Origin of the sequence: Delftia sp. WSY_10 (assembly GCF_043104705.1) — a bacterium.
Lineage (GTDB): Bacteria > Pseudomonadota > Gammaproteobacteria > Burkholderiales > Burkholderiaceae_C > Comamonas > Comamonas tsuruhatensis.
The window spans coordinates 18,513-40,117 of sequence record NZ_JBICKY010000053.1 but is presented as its reverse complement, the minus strand read 5'-3'; the positions used below and the strand labels follow the sequence as shown (position 1 = coordinate 40,117).

Here is a 21,605-nt window from a genome sequence, read left to right as displayed (position 1 = left end):
GTTCCTGCGGCTTAGCCGGCGGCCGGAGCAGGAGCCGCTGCCGGTGCAGGAGCTGTAGCAGGCGCCTTGTCCGCAGCGCCAGGTGCTGCCGGCCCGTCGGCCGGCTTGCCCTTGCGGGCCTGGGCCTTGGCGCGCAGGTCCACTTCCACGGCGCGCACCTTGTCGCCGGGCTTGATACGCTGGAAGCCATCGACCACCACGCGTTCGCCGGCCGACAGGCCGTCCTGCAGCAGCCACATATTGCCCACGGCGCGGTCGATGTTCACGGGCCGGCGCTCGATCACGTCGTCGGCCTTGGCCACCAGCACGCTGGCCTTGCCGGTCAGGTCGCGCGTCACCGACTGCTGGGGCACCAGCAGCGCCTCGGGCGCCAGGCCCGTGGGCAGCAGCGCCTGCACATACATGCCCGGCATGAGAACGCCCTGCGGGTTGGGCACCACGGCGCGCAGCGTCACGCTGCCCGTGGTGGCATTGACGATCACGCCGGCAAACTGCAGCTTGCCCTGGTGGCTGTAGTCCGTGCCATCGTCCAGGCGGATGCGCACGGCGACCTTGTCGCCCTCCACCTTCTGGAAGCGCCCGGCATCCCAGTCGCGCTTGAGCTGCAGCAGCTCGCTGGTGGACTGGGTGAAGTCCACATACATGGGGTCCAGCTGCACGATGGAGGTCAGCGCCTCGGTCTGGTTGGCCGTCACCAGCGCGCCCGGCGTCACGGTGGACAGGCTGATGCGCCCGCTGATGGGCGCCTCGATGCGGCTGTACTTGAGGTTGATGCGCGCGGTCTCCAGATTGGCCTTGGCCACGGCCACGTCAGAGCGCGACTGGGCGGCAGCGGCCTGGCTTTCTTCAAACGCCTGCTGGCTGATGGCATCGATCTTGACCAGCTCGGCATTGCGCCGCGCTGTGGCCTCCAGCGTGCGGGCGCTGGCCTCGGCCTTGGCCAGGGCCGCCTGGGCGCTGGCCTCGGTGGCGCGCAGCGAGGCCGCGTCGATCTGGTAGAGCTGCTGGCCCTGGCGCACCAGGGCGCCTTCGGTGAACAGGCGCTTTTGCACGATGCCCGAGACCTGGGGCCGCACCTCGGCGGTCAGCGAGGCGCGTGTGCGGCCCGGCAGCGTGGCCTCCAGCTGCTGGCTCTGCTTTTGCAGCGTGACCACGCCCACCTCGGGCGCAGCCTTGGCTGCGGCGGCGGGCGCTGCATCCTGCCTGGAGCAGGCGGCCAGGCTGGCGGCCAGTGCCAGCGCGCACAGCACGGCAGCACCGGGGCGCTTGCTGCGTGCAAGCGAGGCAGAAGGTTGTGCGTGCCCTGCGCCGGGCTGGGAATCGGAAGGCGCCGCAAGGCGCGTACTCGGCGAAAGAGGCACGTCAAAATTCATAGGAACAGCGAAGTCGTTGGGGGCATCGCACGATTGTGCAGTGCCCATATTTCTTGTTTGTAAAGTGGATGGCATGCCACCGCAGTCTCGTGGCAAGACCATCCAGGATGATGCAGGTGTCGGAGCGCGCCGACACATGCAAGTTCAATGCCATTTGCCGGTCTGTTCAGTGCCTGGCGGCGGGCGCCGTGCGCACGCGCAGCATGCTGAACACGCCCGCCATGGCCGCAAAGCAGCCCGCCACGGCCAGGGCCACGATTTCGGCATGGCCGCCATGCCCGCCCGCGAAGGTGAAGATGGTGGCCAGCACCACGGCGCCCAGGGTCTGCCCCGTGAGCCGCGCCGAACTCAGCATGCCGCCGGCCGCGCCGCTGCGCGCCAGGGGCGCCGTGGTCACGATGGTGTGGTTGTTGGGCGACTGGTACAGCGCAAAGCCGCTGCCCGCCAGCAGCATGCGCCAGACCATGTCCACGGTCGAAGGCGCATCGGGCATGGCCGCCAGCGCCCACAGCCCGCAGGCGAACATGGCCATGCCGATGCCGCCCAGCAGCCCGTCCGCATAGCGGCCGATGAGCCGGCCCGCGATGGGCGCCGTCAGCACCGTGGCCAGCGGCCAGGCCGTGATCAGCAGCCCGGCCTCGATGGGCGACATGCCGTGCGACTCCAGCAGCAGGAACGGCAGCGCCAGGTAGGCCAGCATCTGCGCGCAAAAGGCGCTGACCGATCCGCACATGGACAGCGCAAACACCGGAATACGCAGCAGGTCCACCGGCAGCAGCGGCGCGGGCAGGCGCCACTGGCGGCGCACATACCAGGCACCCACCAGCAGGCCCGCGCCCAACAGCCACCAGCCCGAAGGCAGGGAGGAATCGGCACCGCCGGCGCGCACGCCCAGCTGCTCGCCGCCCAGGAAGATCAGGCTGAACATGAGGATGTTGAGCAGCACATCCAGCGGCGACAGCCGCGCCCCTGCATGGCCGGCCACGGCATTGACCGGCAGCGCGCGGCGCCCCAGCCACAGCGTGAACAGGCCCAGCGGCAGATTGGCCGCAAACAGCCAGGGCCAGCTGGCCACCGACAGAATCGCTGCCGCCACCGAGGGCCCGGCCATGGATGCCGTGGCCACCACCAGCGAATTCACGGCCATGCCCCGCCCCAGCAGGGCACGCGGATAGATCAGCCGCACCAGGGCGGCGTTGACGCTCATCACACCCGCAGCGCCCAGGCCCTGCAGCGCCCGCGCCGCCACCAGCGTGGGCAGCGACGTGGCCAGCATGGCCGCCAGCGAGGCCACGGAAAACACCAGCATGCCCACCAGATACACGCGGCGGTAGCCCAGGCGTTCGCCCAGGGCCGCCAGCGGCAGCAGCAGCACCAGGCTGGCAAGCTGGTAGGAATTGACCACCCACAGCGTATGGGCCGAGCTGGCCTGCAGCTCGCGCGCCATGGCCGGCAGTGCCAGATTGACCAGGGTGCTGTCCAGCACCGACAGCGTCAGCCCCAGGATGATGACCAGCATCGCCTGGCCGCGAGGGCCTGACGGAAGTCCATCGTGGACAGGCGCAGCCTCTGCCGCGGGTGCCAGGCTCATGAATGGTCCTTTGCGCCCACGCGATGGGCACGCGCACCGCCCAGCGTGATCCAGGCCAGGGCCACACCGATCAGCGCGCCCGTGGCCATGCCCACCACCATGGGCAGGGGCTTGCCCGTGGAGAACAGGCCCACGATCTGCATGGCCGCGGCGCCCGACAGCATCTGCAGCGTACCCAGCAGCGCCGAGGCCGTGCCGGCAATGGCGCCGTGCTCCTCCAGCGCCAGCACCGAGGTCGTCGGAATCACCAGCCCCATCAGCGCGCTGGCCACAAAGTACAGGCCGATCAGCACGGCCAGCCGCTCACCACCCAGCAGGTAGTACGACAGCAGCGACAGCATCACCAGGCCCGAGCCGGTGGCCGCCACCTTGACCACGCGCACCAGCCCGAAGCGCTGGCCCAGCCAGCCCGTGAACTGCGCCGCGCCGATGAAGGCGATGGCGTTCAGCCCGAAGGCCAGGCTGTACTGGGTGGAGCTCAGTCCGTAGTAATTGATCAGCACAAAGGGGGAGCCAGCCAGGTAGACGAAAAAGCCCGCCATGGCGCAGCCGCCGATGAAGACCAGGCCCAGGTAATGCCAGTCGCGCAGCAGCACGCCGTAGGCGCGCAGTGCGCCGGCCACGCTGCTGTCCAGCCGCGCGGCGGCCCCGCGCGTTTCCTTCAGGCCCATGAACACGGCCACCAGGCCGATCACGGCCGCCACGGCCACGGCCCAGAACACGCCGCGCCAGCTGCTCACGGCGATCACGCCGCTGCCGGCCAGCGGCGCCAGGATGGGAGAGACGCTGAACACCAGCATCAGCAGCGACATCATGCGGGCCGCCGCGTGGCCGGTGTGCAGGTCGCGCACCACGGCGCGCGGCACGGCCATTCCGGCGGCCGCGCCCAGGCCCTGGATGAAGCGCAGCACCACCAGCGTCTCGATGCTGGTGGCCATGGCGCAGCCCACGCTGGCCAGCGCGAACACGGTCAGGCCGAAGTACAGCGGCGGCTTGCGCCCCACCATGTCCGAGACCGGCCCGTACAGCAGCTGGCCCACGCCCAGCGAGAGGAAGAAGGCCGTCAGGCTGGCCTGCACCGCGCCCACCTGGGCACCCAGGCTGCTGCCGATCTGGGGCAGCGCGGGCAGGTACATGTCGATGGCAAACGGACCGATGGCCGAGAGCAGGCCCAGGATCAGCACCAGGCGCAGTGTGTGGGAATCAGGGGAAGCGGGAGAAGAGGAAGGCATAGACGCAGACATAGACGCGCCATTGTGGCGGCAAGCGCGCGGGGCTGCAGGAGGCTGCTCACATTTCCTGGGCATGCAGCCCCGCGCACCTGACGGTGGCAGCTTGCCGTGGCACAAATTCAGAAGCCCGCAATCCTGTTACGCTCTGAAACGAGATTGCCACCCGAGAGGCCAACACACCTTTTCATCGCTGCATCTGCCATCGCCACTGCAACACACCATGCGCCCATCCCTGCCTTCCCTTCCACCGGCCCTGAATGCATTGCCAGGGCCCCTGCTCGCCGCCCTGCTGCTGGGTGTCTGCACGCTGGGTTCTGCCCAGGCAGCGCAGCGAGAGACACAGCAGGAGGCACAACAGGATGCACAGCGCGGCCCCAGGCCCGGCGCCGCTCCTGTGCTGGAAGTATCCGAAGACGGCCGCGACGTGATCGACCGGCGCGCCCGCCTGCTGTGGCCGCGCTGCGTGGAAGGCATGCAGTGGAATGGCAAGACCTGCACGGGCCTGCCTGAGCTGTTCACGCACAAGCAGGCGCAGGCCCTGGCCGCCGAGCGGGCCAAGCAGGACGGCGTGCGCTGGCGGCTGCCGCGCGTCAACGAGATGCGCCGGCTGATCTCGCGCGATATACGGCCGCAAGGCCTGTCGCCCGAGCTGTTTCCGGGCGCGCCGCGCGGCTGGCACTGGACGGGCACGGCAGCCGTGAACGCGCGGCCCGTCAATCCCTACAACTACAGCAACATCTCGGGCAGTGCCGGTACGCAGCTGTCGGCCCAGCAGGCCTGGGCGATTGACCTCGACAGCCTGGAGACGCGGCCCGACATGGGGCGCGGCAACCAGCTCATGGTGCGGCTGGTGCGGCCCCTGCCCTCCGCGCCGCCCGATGAAAAGGCCGAGGCTCCCGCCAGGCCGGCCCCCCACAGGCCGGACCCGGACGAGGAGGACTGACGCTCAGGCCGCGCGCAGCGAGGCCTTCAAGCTGGCGCCCAGTTCGGGCTTGTGCGCGAACGGATCGGTGGGATTGCGCCCTTGCACCACATCCTCCATGCGGGTCTGGACCGAGCCCAGCGCCTGCGGATGGCTGTAGATGTAGAACTGGTTGGCCGCAATGGCGTCGAAAACCTTCTGCGCCACATCGGGGGCCGTGACCTTGCCCGAGCCCACGGCCTTCTCGCTCATGGCCTGGCCGATCTTCTGGCTGGCCGTCAGCGGCTGGGCGGCCAGATGGCTGGGCCGGTTGCGCTCGCTGTGGCTGATGCCCGTAGGCACGAAGAAGGGGCACAGCACGCTGGCGCTGATCTGGTCGGAGACCAGGGCCAGGTCCTGGTACAGCGTCTCGGTCAGGCTCACTACCGCATGCTTGCTGACGTTGTAGATGCCCATGTTGGGAGGCGCCAGCAGGCCGGCCATGCTGGCCGTGTTGACGATGTGGCCCTCGAAGGACGGGTCGGCCTTGGCCGCCTCCAGCATCATGGGCGTGAACAGCCGCACGCCGTGGATCACGCCCCAGAGGTTGACGCCCAGCACCCACTGCCAATCTTCCAGCGTGTTCTCCCAGACCAGCCCGCCCGCGCCCACGCCTGCGTTGTTGAACACGAAGTGCGGCGCGCCGAACTGCTGGCGCACCTCATCGGCCAGGGCCTGCATCTGGGCTGCGTCGGACACATCCACGCGGCGTGCCAGCACGCGCACGCCCTGCCCTTCGAACTCGGCGGCAGCCCTGTCCAGCGCTTCCTGCTGCACATCGACCAGCACCAGGTTCATGCCCAGCTTCGCGCCGATGCGCGCGCACTCCAGGCCGAAGCCCGAGCCTGCGCCCGTCAGCACCGCCGTCTTGCCCTTGAAGTTCTTGATCATTCCCTTGTCTCCTGGTTTTTGTGGTGGTTCAGATCAATTTGACGAGTTGCTTTCCAAAGTTCTTGCCCTTGAGCAGACCCAGGAAAGCGGAAGGTGCGGAGGCAATGCCTTCGGCAATGCTCTCGCGCGGGCGCAGCTTGCCGGTGCCCACCAGGCGGCCCAGTTCCTGCAGCGCCTCGGGCCATACTTCCATGTGCTCGCTGACGATGAAGCCTTCGATGCGGATGCGGTTGATCAGGATGAGCGCGGGATTGGTCATGGGCAGCGGCGTGCCGTCGTAGCCGGCGATCATTCCGCACAGCGCGATGCGCGCAAAGGCGTTGGTGCGCAGCAGCACGGCGTCGAGGATGTAGCCGCCCACGTTCTCGAAGTAGCCGTCGATGCCCTGCGGGCAGGCGTCCTTGAGCGCCTTGGCCATGGTCTTGGTGTCGGGGTGCTCGCGGTAGTCGATGCAGGCGTCGAAGCCCAGCTCCTCGGTGGCGTAGCGGCACTTCTCGGGGCCGCCCGCAATGCCCACCACGCGGCAGCCGCGCGCCTTGGCCAGGGCCGCAAACGCGCTGCCCACGGCGCCCGTGGCGGCGCTGACCACCACGGTCTCGCCGGCCTTGGGGGCGATGATCTTGACCAGGCCGTACCAGGCCGTCACGCCGGGCATGCCCACGGCGCCCAGGTAGTGCGACAGCGGCACATGGGTGGTGTCCACCTTGCGCAGCATGCCGGGCGCATCGCCATCGACCACGCTGTATTCCTGCCAGCCGCCCATGCCCACGACCTTGTCGCCAACGGCAAACTTGGGATGGCGGCTTTCCACCACCTCGCCCACGGTGCCGCCGATCATGACCTCGCCCAGCGGCTGGGGCTGGGCATAGCTCTTGCTGTCATTCATGCGGCCGCGCATGTAGGGGTCCAGGCTCAGGTAGTGGTGGCGCACCAGCACCTGGCCTTCGGCCAGCGCCGGGGTCTCGGTACTGACAAGGCGGAAATTGCTTTCCACGGCTTCGCCCTCGGGGCGGTTGTCGAGCAGTATCTGCTGGTTCACGGGCATGGGAAAACCTCCGGTGGCATCACAAACAATGGAACCAGTTCCCGGTGCTGCCGGGGCTGGCGTGTGGCATTGGGTATCTGGCAGATTCGCCGTTCGGATCAGTCCGTGGCGAGGGTTGTCTCGGCGGCGGCCGGCTTGGCCACGCGCGGCATGTACTTGAACGTTCCGGTCGCATGGCTGCACAGCCGGCCCGAGGCATCGAACACGCGCGCCTCGGTATAGGCCATGGAACGCGTGCGGTGCAGCACCACGCCCTTGGCCACCAGGGGGCCGCGCGCCGGCTGCATGAAGCTGGTCTTCATCTCTATGGTCACGCAGCCCATGTCGCGCTGCAGGCTGCGCGCGGCCACGGCCATGGTCACGTCCAGCAGGGTCATGGTGGCGCCGCCGTGGGTCACGTCAAAGGTGTTCAGGTGCTCGGGACGCGCCTCGAAGCGCAGTTCGGACTCCCCGTCCTCCATGCGGTGCAGGGTGAAACCCAGGTGGTCGACGAAGGGGATGGGGTGGCCAAAATCCAGCACGAAATTCTCCAGTTCAGATCGCAATGCAGGCGAGCATAAGGGCGCCCGAAGGCACCATGGCGCGCGGCGGCACGATCTGCGGGAAAAACTGTCACCTCGGCATCAGCGCCGCCGCGTTCAGCCGCCCACCAGGGCGCTGACGCCGCCGTCCACGGCCATCCACTGGCCCGTGATGTGCTTGCCCGCGTCGCTGGCGTACAGCAGGGTCAGGCCCTTGAGGTCCTCGTCGTCGCCCAGGCGGCGCAGCGGGGCATGGGATTTCATCTCGTCCTCGCCCAGGGTCTCGATCAGCACGCTGGCCATCTTGGTCTTGAAAAAGCCCGGGCAGATGGCGTTGACGGTGATGCCATGCACGCCCCACTCGCCGGCCAGCGCGCGCGTGAAGTTGATGACGGCTCCCTTGGAGGTGTTGTAGGCAATGGTCTTCATGCCCAGCGGGTTGCCGCCCAGGCCTGCGATGGAGGCCAGGTTGATGATGCGCCCGGTCTTGCGCGGGATCATGCTGCGCCGCGCGATCTGCTGGCTCAGCAGGAAGTAGCCGCGCACGTTGAGGTTCATCACCTTGTCCCAGGCGGCCACGGGGTGCTCCTCGGCCGGCGCGCCCCAGCTGGCGCCCGCGTTGTTGATGAGGATGTCCACCTGGCCCAGGCGCTCCAGCGTCTCGGCGGCCAGGCGCTCGATATCGGCCTCGTTGGCGCAGTCGGCGGCAATCCAGCGGGCGTCGATGCCGGCGGCCTGCAGCTCGGCGGCGGCTTCCTCCAGGTCGGCGGCCTTGCGCGAACTCAGCATGATCCTGGCGCCCGCCTCGCCCAACGCATGGGCCATCTGCAGGCCCAGGCCGCGCGAGCCGCCGGTCACCAGGGCCGTCTTGCCGGTGAGGTCGAAAAGTTGCTGCACATTGCGAGTCATTCGTCTGTCTCCTGGTCCGGGTCTTGTGTGCCGGTCATGGGTGGAATGGAGGGCGGCCCTCCCTTGCCGGGACGGCCTGCAGCGGCGATTGTGCAAGCCGCCCCGCCGTGCCGCATGTCACATGCGTGTCCGGCCCGTCAATCCCCGAACAGCGAGCGCGTGCCGCCCCAGGCCGCACCCTCGATCTCCAGCATGCGCAGCTTGGTCAGCGCACCTGCGCCGCCCGAAAAACCGCCCGGCTGGGCGCCGGCGGCCAGCACGCGGTGGCAGGGAATCACGGGCGCGAAGGGGTTGAGGCCCAGCGCCTGTCCCACGGCGCGCGACAGGCCCACCTCGCCCAGCTCGCGCGCGATCTCGCCATAGGTGCGCGTATGGCCGGGAGCAATGGCACGCGTCAGCTCATAGACGCGGCGGTGAAATTCCGACACGCCGTGCCAGTCCAGCGCCAGCTCGGCCAGATCCGGCAATGCCTGGCCTGCGGGCAGCATGCGCCGTGCCCGCAGGTCGGGCAGCACCGGGCCGTCACGCAACTGCTGCGCGCTGGGCGCGGAAGGCTCCACGGTCCATTCGCCATGGCCCGCCATGAGCACCTGCACGCCGGCGATGGCCTGTGCCACGCTGGCCGGCAGGTCCTCGGCGCGCACCGCTGCCGCATAGCTGCCGGGCCTGCGCGATTGCACGCCGCGCAGCATGCGCGTGCGCGTGGCAGCCGGGCCGTCCACCTCGGGCAACTGAAAGGCCGCAAGGCCGCATTCGCCCCAGGCCACGCCGCAGGGTCCCAAGCGCGTGGCAAACAGCGCATGGCCCGTGGCTTCGGGGTCCCAGGCCGGGCTGCCCGTGGTCGATTCGTTCGTCATGGCGGTGGTTTTCTCCTTGCAGGCGATTGTGGCCGCATGGCTGCCGCCGCTGCCCGCAGCGACCCCACCGGCACGACACTGTAAAAAAACACTGGATAAATACTGGATGTGCAGCCAGTTATTACTGTATATTTCGCCAGTCATCATCCTCATCTCATGAACCATGGACATGCAAGAAGCCGCCTTCACCGTCACCTTGTGTGACTACCCCAACCTGCCCGAGCAGGAACGCAACAAGGCCGAGGCACGCTATGCCCGCGTGCTGGAACGCCAGCTCGGCAGTGCCGAGCAGGTCAGCGAAACCCTGTCGCTTGTACAGGGGCTGGAGGACATGCCTCCAGAGGAAATCAGCGAAGACGCCAAGCTCGCCTTCACCCGCTGGATGAAAGCCGCCCGCGCCGCCACCGAGGCCGGCATGCAGGGACTGGGCGATGGCGAGTGCAGCTTCTTCGAGGTGCGCCGCGGCTGGCGGCATTGAGCCTGCCCGCAGCACGGCTGAATGGGGCCTGAAACCAGGTTTGCCCGGGTTTGCCTGGGCTGGGCCCCAAACTGCATACACTGGCAGACCTTTTCGTCGGCCCCTGCCTGGTTCCAAGCGGTTCCACCGGGCATGCCCGGCGCCCCTGCCAGATCCAGCCTTTCCCATGCAAGCCCTGCTCGACGCCATCGCCCGGATGGCCCTGCCCTCCGACGCCCAACGCATCTTCCACGGCCGTGGCGGCCTGTACCCGGGCTGCGAGCATCTGGTGCTCGATGCCTTCCCGCCCGTACTGGTGCTCACCAGCTTCCAGCCGCTGGACGATGACGCCCTGGCCGCCATCGGCACAGCGCTGTCACTGCGCTGGAGCGAACTGGCACCGGACCAGCCCCTGAACTGGGTCTACCAGCTGCGCCAGCCCGCCGCGCCCGCCGAAACCCGGCTCATGGCCGGCGAAGTGCCAGACCCGCACATCGTCACCGAGGCCGGCACGCGCTACCGCGTGCAGGTGCTGCGCGGCCAGAACCACGGCCTGTTTCTGGACATGGCCGAAGGCCGGCGCTGGGTGCACGCGCATGTGGCCAACCATCCCGAGCACCGCCATGGCATCAAGGTGCTCAACCTGTTCGCCTACACCTGCGCCTTTTCGGTGGTGGCCCTGCAGGCCGGGGCGCGCCATGTGATGAACATGGACATGGCCCAGGGCGCGCTGGCCACGGGCCAGCAGAACCACCGGCTCAACGATCTGTCGGGCGCCAGCTTCCTGGCCCACGACATCTTCAGCAGCTGGGGCAAGATCACGCGCGGCGGGCCGTACCACCTGATCGTGGTGGACCCGCCCAGCTACCAGAAGGGCAGCTTCGTCGCCACCAAGGACTATGCCCGCCTGATGCGCCGCCTGCCCGACCTGCTGCGCCCCGGCGGCCATGTGCTGCTGTGCCTGAACGCGCCCGAGATGGGCACGCAGTTCCTGACATCGCAGATGCAGGAAGTGGCCCCCGAGCTGGAGTTCGTCGAGCGCCTGGCCAATCCGGCCACCTTCGCCGACATCGACGCCGAGCGCAGCCTCAAGGTGCTGGTCTACAGGGCGCCCGCAACACCCGCAGCGGCCGACACGGCTTCCTGACCCGCCCGGCCCTTGAGCGCACGGCGCCCCGCATAGACGGCGGCCGGGCCCAGTTCGCGCTCGATGCGCAGCAGCCGGTTGTACTTGGCCGTGCGGTCGGCGCGCGATAGCGAGCCGGTCTTGATCATCGCGCACTGGGCGGCCACGGCCAGGTCGGCAATGCTGGTGTCCTCGGTCTCGCCCGAGCGGTGCGACATCACCACGCCGTAGCCTGCGCCATGCGCCAGGCGCAGCACGTCCCAGGTCTCGGTCAGCGTGCCGATCTGGTTGATCTTGACCAGGATGGCGTTGCCCACGCCCCGGGCAATGCCGCCCTCGAACAGGCCGGGGTTCGTGCAGAACACATCGTCGCCCACCAGCTGGCAGCGTCCGCCCAGGCGTCGGCCCAGGGCCTGCCAGCCCTCGATATCGTCCTCGGCCATGCCGTCCTCGATGGAGACGATGGGGTAGTGCTCCACCAGTTGCGCCAGGTAGTCCACCTGCTGCTGGCGGCTGCGCACCAGGCCCTCGCCCGCGTAGCGGTAGCCGTCCTCGCCATGGAATTCACTGGCGGCCGGGTCCAGGGCCAGGGCGATGTCCCTGCCGGGGCGCAGGCCGGCGCGCTCGATGGCGGCCATCAGTTGGTCCAGCGCCTCGGGCGCGCTGCGCAGGGCGGGCGCAAAGCCGCCCTCGTCGCCCACGTTGACGCTGTGGCCTGCGGCCTTGAGCGCATGGCGCAGCGTGTGGAAGACCTCGGCGCCCATGCGCAGCGCCTCACCGAAGCTGTCCGCCCCCACCGGCAGCAGCATGAACTCCTGGAAGTCCAGCGGATTGTCGGCATGGGCGCCACCGTTGATGACATTGATCATGGGCACGGGCAGCACGCGCGCCTGGGCACCGCCCATGTGCCGCCACAGCGGCATGCGCTGGCTGGCCGCCGCCGCGCGGGCCACGGCCAGCGACACGCCCAGCAGCGCGTTGGCGCCCAGCCGGCTTTTGCCGGGCGTGCCGTCCAGCGCCATCATGGCCGTGTCGATACGGCCCTGGGCGTCTGCCTGCATGCCGATCAGCAGATCGCGCAGCTCGGTGTTGACGGCCTGCACCGCCCCCAGCACGCCCTTGCCCAGGTGGCGCGAGGCATCGCCGTCGCGCCGCTCCAGCGCCTCGTGCCGCCCCGTGGAGGCGCCCGAGGGCACCAGGGCCAGGCCGCGCGCGCCGTCCTCCAGTTCGACCTCGACCTCCACGGTGGGGTGGCCCCGGCTGTCCAGCGCCTCATGGGCCGCGATATCGGTGATCTGCATGGAAACTCCTTTTCGTCAATAAATTGAACTGTGCAAAGGAGTTGGCAAGCCTGCACAACTCCAATGAACAGGCCTCCATGCTAGAAATCACGGCGATGCGGGACAATGCAGTTTTTCTGCCCATGCGTCAGCTTTTCTGACGAATTGATTGCCATGAGACAACTGCCACCGCTGGCCGCCCTGCGCGCCTTCGAGGCCATTGCCCGTACCGGCTCGGTGACCCGCGCGGCCGAGGAACTGTGCCGCAGCCACGGTGCCATCAGCCGCCACCTGCGCCTGCTGCAGGAGCATGCGGGCGCGGCGCTGTTCGAGAAAGAAGGCACGGGCCTGCGCCTGACCGAGGCGGGTGCCGCCTTCCATGCCTCGGTGCGCACGGCCTTCGACCAGCTGGAGGCCGCCTATGCCCAGCTGGCGCGCGACGCCCAGGCACCGGGGCTGCATGTAGCCTGCAGCGCCACCTTTGCCATGCGCTGGCTGGTGCCGCAGCTGGCGGTGTTCTACCGCTGCCACCCGCATATCCGCATCCGTCTGTCCATGACCTCGGCGCGCGAGATGCGCAATGAAGGCGCCGACCTGATCATTGCCTGGGACCTGTCCACCTACGGCGAGGCAGACCGCCGCCGCGCCATCGAACTGGCGCCCGTGCACTTCGGCGCAGTCTGCACGCCGGCCTATGCCCGGCGCCGGCCCGCCAACCGCGCGCGCATTGCACATGAGTACACGGCCAGCGCCTGGAACCAGTGGGAAGCCCTGACGGGCCAGCCCGTGGCCCTGGGCGAGACGCTGGCGTTCCCGCACACCCACCTGTGCATAGAGGCAGCACTGTCGGGCCTGGGCGTTGCCCTCGTGGAGCAGCGGCTGATCGCACGCGAGCTCCAGGAGGGGCTGCTGGTGGCGCCCCATGGCTTCGTGCCCTTCGAGGGCGGCCTGCGCGCCGTGCCCGCCGCAGGGCGTGCGCTGCCCGCCCAGGCAGGGGTCTTCATCGAATGGATGCGCAGCGCGCTGGCCAGCTAAAGCCGCCCCCACTCCCGCAGGCGCCGGTACAGCAGCCCGCGGGAGACGCCCAGCATGCGGGCGGCCTGCGAGATATTGCCCTGGCAGCGGGCCAGGGCCTGCTCGATCAGCTCGCGGCTGGCCTCGCCCAGGGAGGACGGTGCCTCGGACGGCGCCTCGGCGGGCGGCGGCAGGGCCTCGATGGCCGGTAGTACCTCCTCGACCTGGGAAGATGCCTCATCCAGCTGCACCTGCATCCACAGCGTCAGCCCGGTGGGCAGCATCTGCGGGCGCGCCTGGCCGTGGTGGGCCAGCTCCAGCAACTGGTTCAGGCCCAGGCCGAAGACTTCCTCTGCCGCCATCCCCTCGGCGGGCCGGCGCGGGCTATCGAACAGTTGGGCACCCACGCCGTTGAACCAGCGCACCATGCCGTCGCCATCCACAGCGGCCAGCCCTTCCAGCGGCGTGCCGAACATGCTGCGGCTGGACTGGAAGCGCAGCAGCAGGTGCCTGCGGGCGGCACCCACCAGCAGCCGGTTCTCGATGCAGGTGGCGTACATGTGGGCCATGGCGCCCGCATCGAAGCGAAAGGGGCCCGCCTCGCTGCTCAGGTCCAGCATGGCCACGGTACGCCCGCTGGCGTCGCGCACGGGCGCGGCCGCGCAGTGCAGCGAGGCCAGGCAGCGAAAGAAATGCTCGCCGCCACGCACATGGCAGACCTCGCCCGTGCGCACGGCCACGCCGGGTGCGCCCGTGCCCACGGCATCCTCGGCAATGTTCACGCCCACGCGAGCCGCAGTGAGCAGCAGCGGGCCATCGCCCGGCGTGGGGCGCGAGGCGATCAGCACCACGCCCTCGCTGCAGGTGAGCATGGCGCGCGCTTGGCTGCCCGCGATCACGGTTTCGAGTTCGGCGATGGGGTCGCGCGCCGCCTCGATCAGCGCGCGGTTGTGGGTCAGCAAGGTGGCCGTGCGGATCTTGCTGACCGGGTCGAAGCTGATCTTCTCGTCGGGGCTGCGGCTGGCGCCCAGGCAGCGCGTCCAGGACTGCAGCACGGGCTCGGACACCAGGCCCGATGGGCGCTCGCCGCGCTCGAAATAGCGCTCGCGCGCCAGCGCCACCCGGTCCTGGCGCGAGGCATAGAAGGGGTTGGAGGGCAGTGGGGCGGGAGGCGGCTGTTGCATGACGGACATCAAAACTGCCGCGATTGTTGTTCCGCCACGGCACAGGACAGCACTAGGGAAATCACCCGTGTTGGAACGGATTGCTGGGCTCGGTAACCTCGGGCATCGCCACAGGCCCGCCCGCAATGACACGCTCCCCACACAGCACAAGACACCCCCGGCCCGCCCTGCCCACCCTGGGCGCCGCACTGGCCTGCACGCTGCACGCCCTGCCCGCCCAGGCGGCAAACGCAGCGCAGGACTCCAGCGAGGCCCTGCTCGCCCCCGTGGTCATCACGGCCAGCCAGCCCGGCGCCGGCCCCGACCTGTGGCGCGCCACCGCCGCCATCGACAGCGTGGACGGCACGGTGCTGCGCGAGGGGCAGATGCAGGTCAACCTGTCCGAAAGCCTGGCGCGCGTGCCGGGCCTGGTGGTGCTGAACCGCCAGAACTTCGCCCAGGACCTGCAGATCTCGGTGCGCGGCTTCGGTGCGCGCTCCACCTTTGGCGTGCGCGGGCTGCGCCTGTACGTGGACGGCATCCCGGCCGGCGCGCCCGACGGCCAGGGCCAAGCCGCCAACTTCACGCTGGGCAACGCCGCGCGCCTGGACGTGGTGCGCGGCCCGGCCGCCGTGCTCTACGGCAACAGCGCAGGCGGTGCACTGCTGCTGTACACCGAAGACGGCGAGGAACCGGGCCTGTGGCGCAGCGGCATGGCCATGGGGCCGGACGGGCTGTGGCGCCTGTCCACCCAGCTGCGCGGCACGATCGGTGGCGGAAAGCCGGACCAGGCGGATGGCGGCTCCGCCCCATGGCGCTATGCCATCCACATCGAGCGCTTCGCCACCGACGGCATGCGCCCCCAGTCGGCCGCCGACCGCAGCACGGCCCACATGAAGCTGTCACGCAAACAGGGCGACGACCAGTGGCTGCTGCAGTACCAGGAGCAGCGCGCCAGCGCCCAGGACCCGCTGGGCCTGACGCGCGCCGAGTTCGAGGCCGACCCCGGCCAGACCACGGCCAGCGCGCTGCGCTTCAACACGCGCAAAAGCGTGCGCCAGCGCCAGTTGGGTGCCGCCTGGCAGCACCAGTTCGGCGCGGGCCAGCGCCTGGAACTCATGGCCTATGCGGGTACGCGCTCCGTGCTGCAGTACCAGTCCATTCCCGTGGCCACGCAGGCACCGCCCTCGCATTCAGGCGGCGTGATCGACCTGGACCGCGACTACGCGGGCATGAACCTGCGCTGGCGCAGCACCCATGAGGACGTGGCCGGCGGCCGGCTGGACTGGTCGGCAGGCCTGGCCTACGACTGGCAGGGCGAAACCCGGCGCGGCTACGAGAACTTCATCGGCAGCCAGCTCGGCGTGCAGGGCCGGCTGCGCCGCGACGAACGCAACCAGGCGCGCTCCGCCGACCCCTACCTGCAGGCCGAGTGGAGCACGCAGAGCCTGGCCCTGAGCGCCGGCCTGCGCCAGGCGCGCGTGCGCTACCGCTCCGAGGACCACTACATCACAGCCGGCAATGGCGACGACAGCGGCAGCATGGCCTGGCGCGGCTGGCTGCCCTCGCTGGGCCTGCGCGTGAACCTGCTGCCGGACCTGGTGGCGCACGCATCGGTGGGCCGGGGCATGGAAACGCCCACGCTCAACGAAGTGGCCTACCGGCCCGGCGGCCAAAATGGCATGAACACCGGCCTGGCCGCCAGCGCCCACAACACCGTCGAGGTCGGCCTGCGCGGGCGCCACGGCAACGCGGGCTGGAACCTCACGCTGTTCGAGACCCATACCCAGCGCGAACTCACCGTACTGTCCAACACGGGCGGGCGCGCCACCTACCAGAACGCAGGCCGCACGCTGCGCCGGGGGCTGGAATTCTCGGGCAACGCCCAGTGGGGGCCGCTCACGGCCAGCACCGCCCTGACCCTGCTGCAGGCCCGCTACCGCGACAGCTTCCTGACCTGCGAGGCCACGCCCTGCACCACGCCCACCGCCCCGGTGGACGCCGGCGCACGCCTGGCCGGCACCGCGCCGCGCCGCCTGTGGAGCGAGCTGGCCTGGCAGCTGTCGCCGCAATGGACCTGGACCGTGGACATGCTGCACAGCGGCCCCGTGGCCGTGAACGACCGCAACACCGACCGCGCGGCCGGCTACACCGTCTGGGGTTCCAGCCTGCGCTGGTCACGGCAATGGCAGCAGTGGAGCGCCCAGACCTTTGTGCGGCTGGACAACCTGTTCGACCGGCGCTTTGCAGGGTCGGTCATCGTCAACGAGGGCAACCAGCGGTACTTCGAGCCGGGCGCAGGACACGGGCTGTCGGCCGGGGTGACGGTCAGCCGGACGTTCTGAGCTGTTCCACGGCGGTACACATCCGCCCCCGGGAAAGTCCGAATGTTGTGACCGAAGGCCGCTTTTTTTATCGTCTCCCACATGGTGCCCTTGCCCCCAGCGCCATGCACGCAAAAACAAACCACACAGGAGACGAGACAACATGAAGACCCACGTGCTTTCCTCCACGCTGCTGGCCGCCGGCCTGGCGCTGGCCCTTCCCGGCGCCACGCTGGCACAGGCCGGCCTGCCAAGCAAAGGCTCGCCCGAGCACATACGCGCCGTCACCTCGCGCATCGACTCGCAGAGCATCCGCGACAACGCGCGCAGTTCCAAGGACTGGCCCAGCTACGGCATGGACTACAGCGAGACGCGCTTTTCCAAACTCAGGCAGCTGGACACGGCCAATGTGAAGCGGCTGGGCCTGGTCTGGTCGTATGACCTGGAATCCACGCGCGGCGTGGAGTCCACGCCCGTGGTGGTCGATGGAATCATGTACGTCACGGCCAGCTGGAGCGTGGTGCATGCGGTGGACGTGCGCACCGGCAAGCGCCTGTGGAGCTACGACCCCGGCGTGGACCGTGCCAACGGCTTCAAGGGCTGCTGCGACGTGGTCAACCGCGGCGTGGCGGTCTACAAGGGCAAGGTGTATGTGGGCGCCTTCGATGGCCGCCTGGTGGCGCTGGACGCGGCCACGGGCCAGAAGGTCTGGGAGCAGGACACCATCATCGACCGCGCCTACTCGTACACCATCACGGGCGCGCCGCGCGTCATCAAGGGCAAGGTGCTGATCGGCAACGGCGGCGCCGAGTACGGCGTGCGCGGCTATGTCACGGCCTATGACGCCGAGACCGGTGCCCAGCAGTGGCGCTGGTTCACCGTGCCCGGCGACCCGTCCAAGCCCTTCGAGAACGAGGCCATGGCCCGCGCCGCCAAGACCTGGGACCCGGCCGGCAAGTGGTGGGAGGCCGGTGGCGGCGGCACGGCCTGGGACACCATGGCCTATGACCCCGAGCTCAACCTCATGTACATCGGCACGGGCAACGGCTCGCCCTGGGCGCAAGCCAAGCGCAGCCCGGCCGGTGGCGACAACCTGTACCTGGCCAGCATCGTGGCGCTGAACCCCGATACGGGCGAGTACGTCTGGCACTACCAGGAGACGCCGGGCGACAGCTGGGACTTCACCTCCACCCAGCCCATGGTGCTGGCCGACATCAAGATCGGCGGCAAGCCGCGCAAGGTCATCCTGCATGCGCCCAAGAACGGCTTCTTCTTCGTCATCGACCGCACCAACGGCCAGTTCATCTCGGCCAAGAACTTCGTCGACGTGAACTGGGCCAGCGGCTACGACGCCAAGGGCCGCCCCATCGAGACACCGATTGCGCGCAGCGGCGACCGCGCCCGAGACGTGATCCCCAGCCCCTTCGGCGCGCACAACTGGCATTCCATGTCCTACAGCCCCGACACGGGCCTGGCCTACCTGCCGGCCCAGCATGTGCCTCTGACCCTGCAGGACAACAAGAACTGGAAGTTCAACGGCGGCTCCCTGCCCGAGCCGCACAGCAATATCGGCTGGAATACGGCCACGCTGGTCAACATGGAGCCACCCAAGAGCACGCCCTTCGGCCGCCTGATCGCCTGGGACCCGGTGGCACAGAAGGAGCGCTGGCGCGTGGAGCATGCCTCGCCCTGGAACGGCGGCACGCTGGCCACGGCGGGCAACCTGGTGTTCCAGGGCACGGCCGACGGCCGCTTCGTGGCCTATGACGCGCGCAACGGCAAGAAGCTCTGGGAAAAGCCCACGGGCACGGGCGTGGTGGCCGCACCCATCACCTATGAGGTCGATGGCCGGCAGTACGTCTCCATCGCCGTGGGCTGGGGCGGCGTCTACGGCCTGGCCGCGCGCCACACCGAGCGCAAGGGCCCGGGCACGGTCTACACCTTCGCGCTGGATGGCAAGGCCGAGGCGCCTGCCTTCGTCGCCTACCAGCAGGGCAAGCTGCTGCAGGGCGTGCCCTACGACAAGAGCCTGGTGGCCGAAGGCACGGCCCTGTATGTCAGCAACTGCGCCTTCTGCCACGGCGTGCCCGGCGTGGACCGGGGGGGCAACCTGCCCAACCTGGGCTACCTGGACCCGGCCTATATCGAGCACCTGGACAAGTTCATCTTCAAGGGCCCGGCCATGTCGCGCGGCATGCCCGACTTCACGGGCAAGCTGAGCATGGACGACGTGGAAAAGATCAAGGCCTTCATCCAGGGCACGGCTGACGCGGTGCGGCCCAAGTAGCCAACGCGAGCCGCCCTCCCCCTCCCCCTCCCCCAACCTCCCATCCCCCTCCCCGGCCCTGCTGTCCTGCAGCAGGCCTGGGCAGGGCTTTGCCTGAAAACAAAGGACCGGACTCTTCGCCATGCCATCCAAGCCCTTCACCCGCGCATCCCTGGCCCTGGCAGCCATGGCCGCATGCGCCACCTTCAATGCCCACGCCGTCGATATCGACGCGGGCGACTACACCGCCCTGCCGCCCGGCACCACGCTGGGCATGGTCTATTACCAGCACGCCACGCGGGACAGCCTCTATGCCAATGGCGACCAGGCGCCCATACGGCCGAGGCTGACCTCGGACATCGGCATAGCGCGCGGCGTGCACTTCATGAAGCTGGGCGACTACGTGATCGACCCGCAGTTCCTGCTGCCCTTCGGGCGCCTGTCGGCCTCGCGCGATATCGCGGCCATGGGCAGCAACACCGGCGTGGGCGACCTGATGCTGGCCGCCACCCTGTGGCTGACCAAGCCCGGCGACAAGGAGCACTTCGGCATCACCCCCTTTGTCTGGCTGCCCACGGGCCAGTACAACCGCAACGACCCGCTGAGCCTGGGCGAGAACCGCTGGAAGGCGGCCCTGCAGGCCGGCTGGATCAAGCCGCTGGGCAAGCGCGTGACCATGGACCTGGCGGCCGATGTCACCGTCTTCGGCAAGAACGACGACTTCGGCGCCCAAAGCGCCACGCTCAAGCAAAAGGCGCAGTTCCAGTTCCAGGGCCTGCTGCGCTACCACCTGTCGGAGACCTCGGACCTGCGCCTGGGCCTGTCGCACCTGACGGGCGGCGAGACCCAGGTCAACGGCGTGTCGCAAGGCGACCGCCAGTCCACCACCAAGGTCTCTTTCGGCGGCGCGGTCTTTGTCGCGCCGAAGACGCAGTTGCTGGCCACCGTGGGCCGCGATCTGCATGTGCGCCAGGGCTTCAAGGAGAACGCCCGCATCAACCTGCGCCTGCTGCAGGTTTTCTGATCCCACACCCCCCTTTCTCCCGTTCACCCCCAAGGAGCACACCATGAACCTCAGCGACATCCAGCACCAGATCACCGAGCGCGCCAGCGCCTTCCTCAACCGGGGCATGCATGACCTCTTCATCGACGGCCAATGGGTGGCGGCCCAGACCGGCCAGCGCCTGTCCACCGTCAACCCGGCCACCGAAGCCGTGCTCGCCGAAGTCGCCAGCGCCGGCCCGGCGGACGTGGACCTTGCAGTGCGCGCCGCGCACCGCGCGCTGCACCTGGGCCCCTGGGGCCGCATGCGCCCCGTGGAGCGCGAGCGCCTGATGCTGCGCCTGGCCGACCTCATGGAGACCCATGCCCAGGCCCTGGCCGAGGTCGAATCGCTGGACAACGGCAAGTCCGCCGCCATTGCGCGCGCCGTGGACATCGCCATGGCCATCGACTCCATCCGCTACATGGCCGGCTGGGCCACCAAGATCGAAGGCATGACGCACGAGCACTCCGTGCCCTTCGCGCCCGAGGCCCAGATGTTCACCTACACCCGGCGCGAGCCCGTGGGCGTGGTCGCCGCCGTCGTGCCCTGGAACTTCCCCCTGCTCATGGCCACCTGGAAGCTGGCGCCCGCGCTGGCCGCAGGCTGCACCCTGGTGCTCAAGCCCGCCGAGCAGACGCCGCTGACCGCGCTGATGCTGGCCGAGCTGATCCAGGAAGCGGGCTTTCCGCCCGGCGTGTTCAACGTGGTCACGGGCGACGGCCCCGGCACGGGTGCGCCCCTGGTCTCGCACCCGCTGGTCAACAAGGTCAGCTTCACGGGCTCGACCGAGGTGGGCAAGCTCATCGGCCATGCCTGCATGGACAACATGACGCGCATCACGCTGGAGCTGGGCGGCAAGTCCCCCGTCATCGTGCTGGACGACTGCGATCCCGCCACGGCGGCGGCGGGTGCGGCCAATGCCATCTTCTTCAACCATGGCCAGGTCTGCTGCGCGGGCTCGCGCCTGTACGTGCACAAGAGCATGTTCGACCGCGTGGTGGCCGACGTGGCCGACCAGGCCGCCCAACTCACCCTGGGCCATGGCCTGGACCCCCGCGCGCAGATGGGCCCGCTGGTCTCGCAGGAGCAGATGGAGCGCGTCTGCAGCTACATCGACATAGGCCGCAGCCAGGGCGCCGAGGTGGTGACGGGCGGCGCCCGCTCAGGCCAGCGCGGCTACTTCGTGCAGCCCACGGTGATGACCGGCGTGCAGCACGACCACCGCGTGGCCCGCGAGGAAATCTTCGGCCCCGTGCTCGTGGCCATGCCCTATGACGACCTCGACGAAGTCGCCGCCTGGGCCAACGACACGCCCTACGGCCTGGGCGCCAGCATCTGGTCCAACAACCTGTCCAAGGTCCACCGGCTGATCCCCAAGATCCAGTCCGGCACGGTCTGGGTCAACTGCCACAGCACCCTGGACCCGGGCATGCCCTTCGGCGGCTACAAGCAGTCCGGCATGGGCCGCGACATGGGCCGCACCGCGCTGGATGCCTACCTGGAGACCAAGTCGGTGTTCATCAATCTGTGAGGGGGTGCGGCGGGCTGCC

Annotated in this window: 18 protein-coding genes; 8 read left to right on the top strand and 10 right to left on the bottom strand. The window is 69.2% G+C overall.

The genetic code is table 11. The annotated features are described in order from the left end of the window. Positions 1 to 11: 11 nt before the first annotated feature. The 3 genes from ACF8ML_RS21355 to ACF8ML_RS21345 form a co-directional block, all read right to left on the bottom strand. Entirely contained in the window at positions 12 to 1,373 is a 1,362-nt protein-coding gene (locus ACF8ML_RS21355; protein ID WP_392407897.1) for an efflux RND transporter periplasmic adaptor subunit, read from the bottom strand. A gap of 166 nt (positions 1,374 to 1,539) precedes the next feature. Beyond that, entirely contained in the window at positions 1,540 to 2,964 is a 1,425-nt protein-coding gene (locus ACF8ML_RS21350) for an MFS transporter (protein WP_392407896.1), read from the bottom strand. Further along, positions 2,961 to 4,196 carry a multidrug effflux MFS transporter gene (locus tag ACF8ML_RS21345; protein ID WP_013802722.1) on the bottom strand — a complete coding sequence of 412 codons (1,236 nt, stop codon included), beginning with the start codon at positions 4,194 to 4,196 and terminating at the stop codon, positions 2,961 to 2,963. The genes ACF8ML_RS21350 and ACF8ML_RS21345 overlap by 4 nt, the downstream gene beginning before the upstream one ends. Before the next feature lie 220 nt (positions 4,197 to 4,416). Here ACF8ML_RS21345 and ACF8ML_RS21340 point away from each other — a divergent pair, with 220 nt between their 5' ends. Next, positions 4,417 to 5,139: a DUF1566 domain-containing protein gene (locus ACF8ML_RS21340; RefSeq protein ID WP_392407895.1), complete on the top strand. Its 723-nt coding sequence runs from the start codon at positions 4,417 to 4,419 to the stop codon at positions 5,137 to 5,139. Between the two features lie 3 nt (positions 5,140 to 5,142). Here ACF8ML_RS21340 and ACF8ML_RS21335 read toward each other — a convergent pair whose 3' ends face one another. The 5 genes from ACF8ML_RS21335 to ACF8ML_RS21315 form a co-directional block, all read right to left on the bottom strand. Continuing rightward, entirely contained in the window at positions 5,143 to 6,048 is a 906-nt protein-coding gene (locus ACF8ML_RS21335) for an SDR family oxidoreductase (RefSeq protein ID WP_013802724.1), read from the bottom strand. Positions 6,049 to 6,076: 28 nt separating this feature from the next. After that, positions 6,077 to 7,093, bottom strand: a complete 1,017-nt coding sequence (locus tag ACF8ML_RS21330; protein WP_207442709.1) for an NADP-dependent oxidoreductase — start codon at positions 7,091 to 7,093, stop codon at positions 6,077 to 6,079. 98 nt (positions 7,094 to 7,191) lie between these two features. Beyond that, a complete protein-coding gene (locus ACF8ML_RS21325; protein ID WP_016446794.1) occupies positions 7,192 to 7,614 on the bottom strand; it encodes a PaaI family thioesterase in 423 nt (140 codons plus the stop codon). Between the two features lie 117 nt (positions 7,615 to 7,731). Next, on the bottom strand, positions 7,732 to 8,523 hold the full coding sequence (locus ACF8ML_RS21320; RefSeq protein ID WP_016452876.1) for an SDR family oxidoreductase: 792 nt from the start codon (positions 8,521 to 8,523) through the stop codon (positions 7,732 to 7,734). Positions 8,524 to 8,660: 137 nt separating this feature from the next. Then, on the bottom strand, positions 8,661 to 9,380 hold the full coding sequence (locus ACF8ML_RS21315; RefSeq protein WP_338496349.1) for an MGMT family protein: 720 nt from the start codon (positions 9,378 to 9,380) through the stop codon (positions 8,661 to 8,663). 163 nt (positions 9,381 to 9,543) lie between these two features. Between ACF8ML_RS21315 and ACF8ML_RS21310 the strand changes: the two genes are divergently transcribed. Then, positions 9,544 to 9,858, top strand: coding sequence for a hypothetical protein (locus ACF8ML_RS21310; protein ID WP_016446792.1), 315 nt, complete (start codon positions 9,544 to 9,546; stop codon positions 9,856 to 9,858). Between the two features lie 166 nt (positions 9,859 to 10,024). Further along, complete coding sequence (locus tag ACF8ML_RS21305) at positions 10,025 to 10,984, top strand: class I SAM-dependent methyltransferase (protein WP_071955499.1); 960 nt, start codon at positions 10,025 to 10,027, stop codon at positions 10,982 to 10,984. On the opposite strand, the gene eno is transcribed toward ACF8ML_RS21305, so the two are convergent. Beyond that, positions 10,939 to 12,264 (bottom strand): phosphopyruvate hydratase, encoded by a 1,326-nt coding sequence (eno, locus tag ACF8ML_RS21300; RefSeq protein ID WP_392407894.1) that lies wholly within the window; start codon positions 12,262 to 12,264, stop codon positions 10,939 to 10,941. The genes ACF8ML_RS21305 and eno overlap by 46 nt on opposite strands. Before the next feature lie 105 nt (positions 12,265 to 12,369). On the opposite strand from eno, the gene ACF8ML_RS21295 reads away from it, so the two are divergent. Then, entirely contained in the window at positions 12,370 to 13,278 is a 909-nt protein-coding gene (locus tag ACF8ML_RS21295) for a LysR substrate-binding domain-containing protein (RefSeq protein ID WP_392407893.1), read from the top strand. Here the strand turns inward: ACF8ML_RS21295 and ACF8ML_RS21290 are convergent. After that, entirely contained in the window at positions 13,275 to 14,441 is a 1,167-nt protein-coding gene (locus tag ACF8ML_RS21290) for a helix-turn-helix domain-containing protein (RefSeq protein ID WP_392407892.1), read from the bottom strand. The genes ACF8ML_RS21295 and ACF8ML_RS21290 overlap by 4 nt on opposite strands. 125 nt (positions 14,442 to 14,566) lie before the next feature. Between ACF8ML_RS21290 and ACF8ML_RS21285 the strand changes: the two genes are divergently transcribed. From ACF8ML_RS21285 to ACF8ML_RS21270, 4 genes are all read left to right on the top strand, one after another. Beyond that, positions 14,567 to 16,765 carry a TonB-dependent receptor domain-containing protein gene (locus ACF8ML_RS21285; RefSeq protein WP_392407891.1) on the top strand — a complete coding sequence of 733 codons (2,199 nt, stop codon included), beginning with the start codon at positions 14,567 to 14,569 and terminating at the stop codon, positions 16,763 to 16,765. Positions 16,766 to 16,907: 142 nt separating this feature from the next. Continuing rightward, positions 16,908 to 19,031 carry a PQQ-dependent dehydrogenase, methanol/ethanol family gene (locus ACF8ML_RS21280; protein ID WP_310039845.1) on the top strand — a complete coding sequence of 708 codons (2,124 nt, stop codon included), beginning with the start codon at positions 16,908 to 16,910 and terminating at the stop codon, positions 19,029 to 19,031. A gap of 121 nt (positions 19,032 to 19,152) precedes the next feature. Then, positions 19,153 to 20,034, top strand: coding sequence for a transporter (locus ACF8ML_RS21275; protein WP_154834490.1), 882 nt, complete (start codon positions 19,153 to 19,155; stop codon positions 20,032 to 20,034). 43 nt (positions 20,035 to 20,077) lie between these two features. Beyond that, entirely contained in the window at positions 20,078 to 21,586 is a 1,509-nt protein-coding gene (locus ACF8ML_RS21270; RefSeq protein WP_392407890.1) for an aldehyde dehydrogenase family protein, read from the top strand. Positions 21,587 to 21,605: the final 19 nt, after the last annotated feature.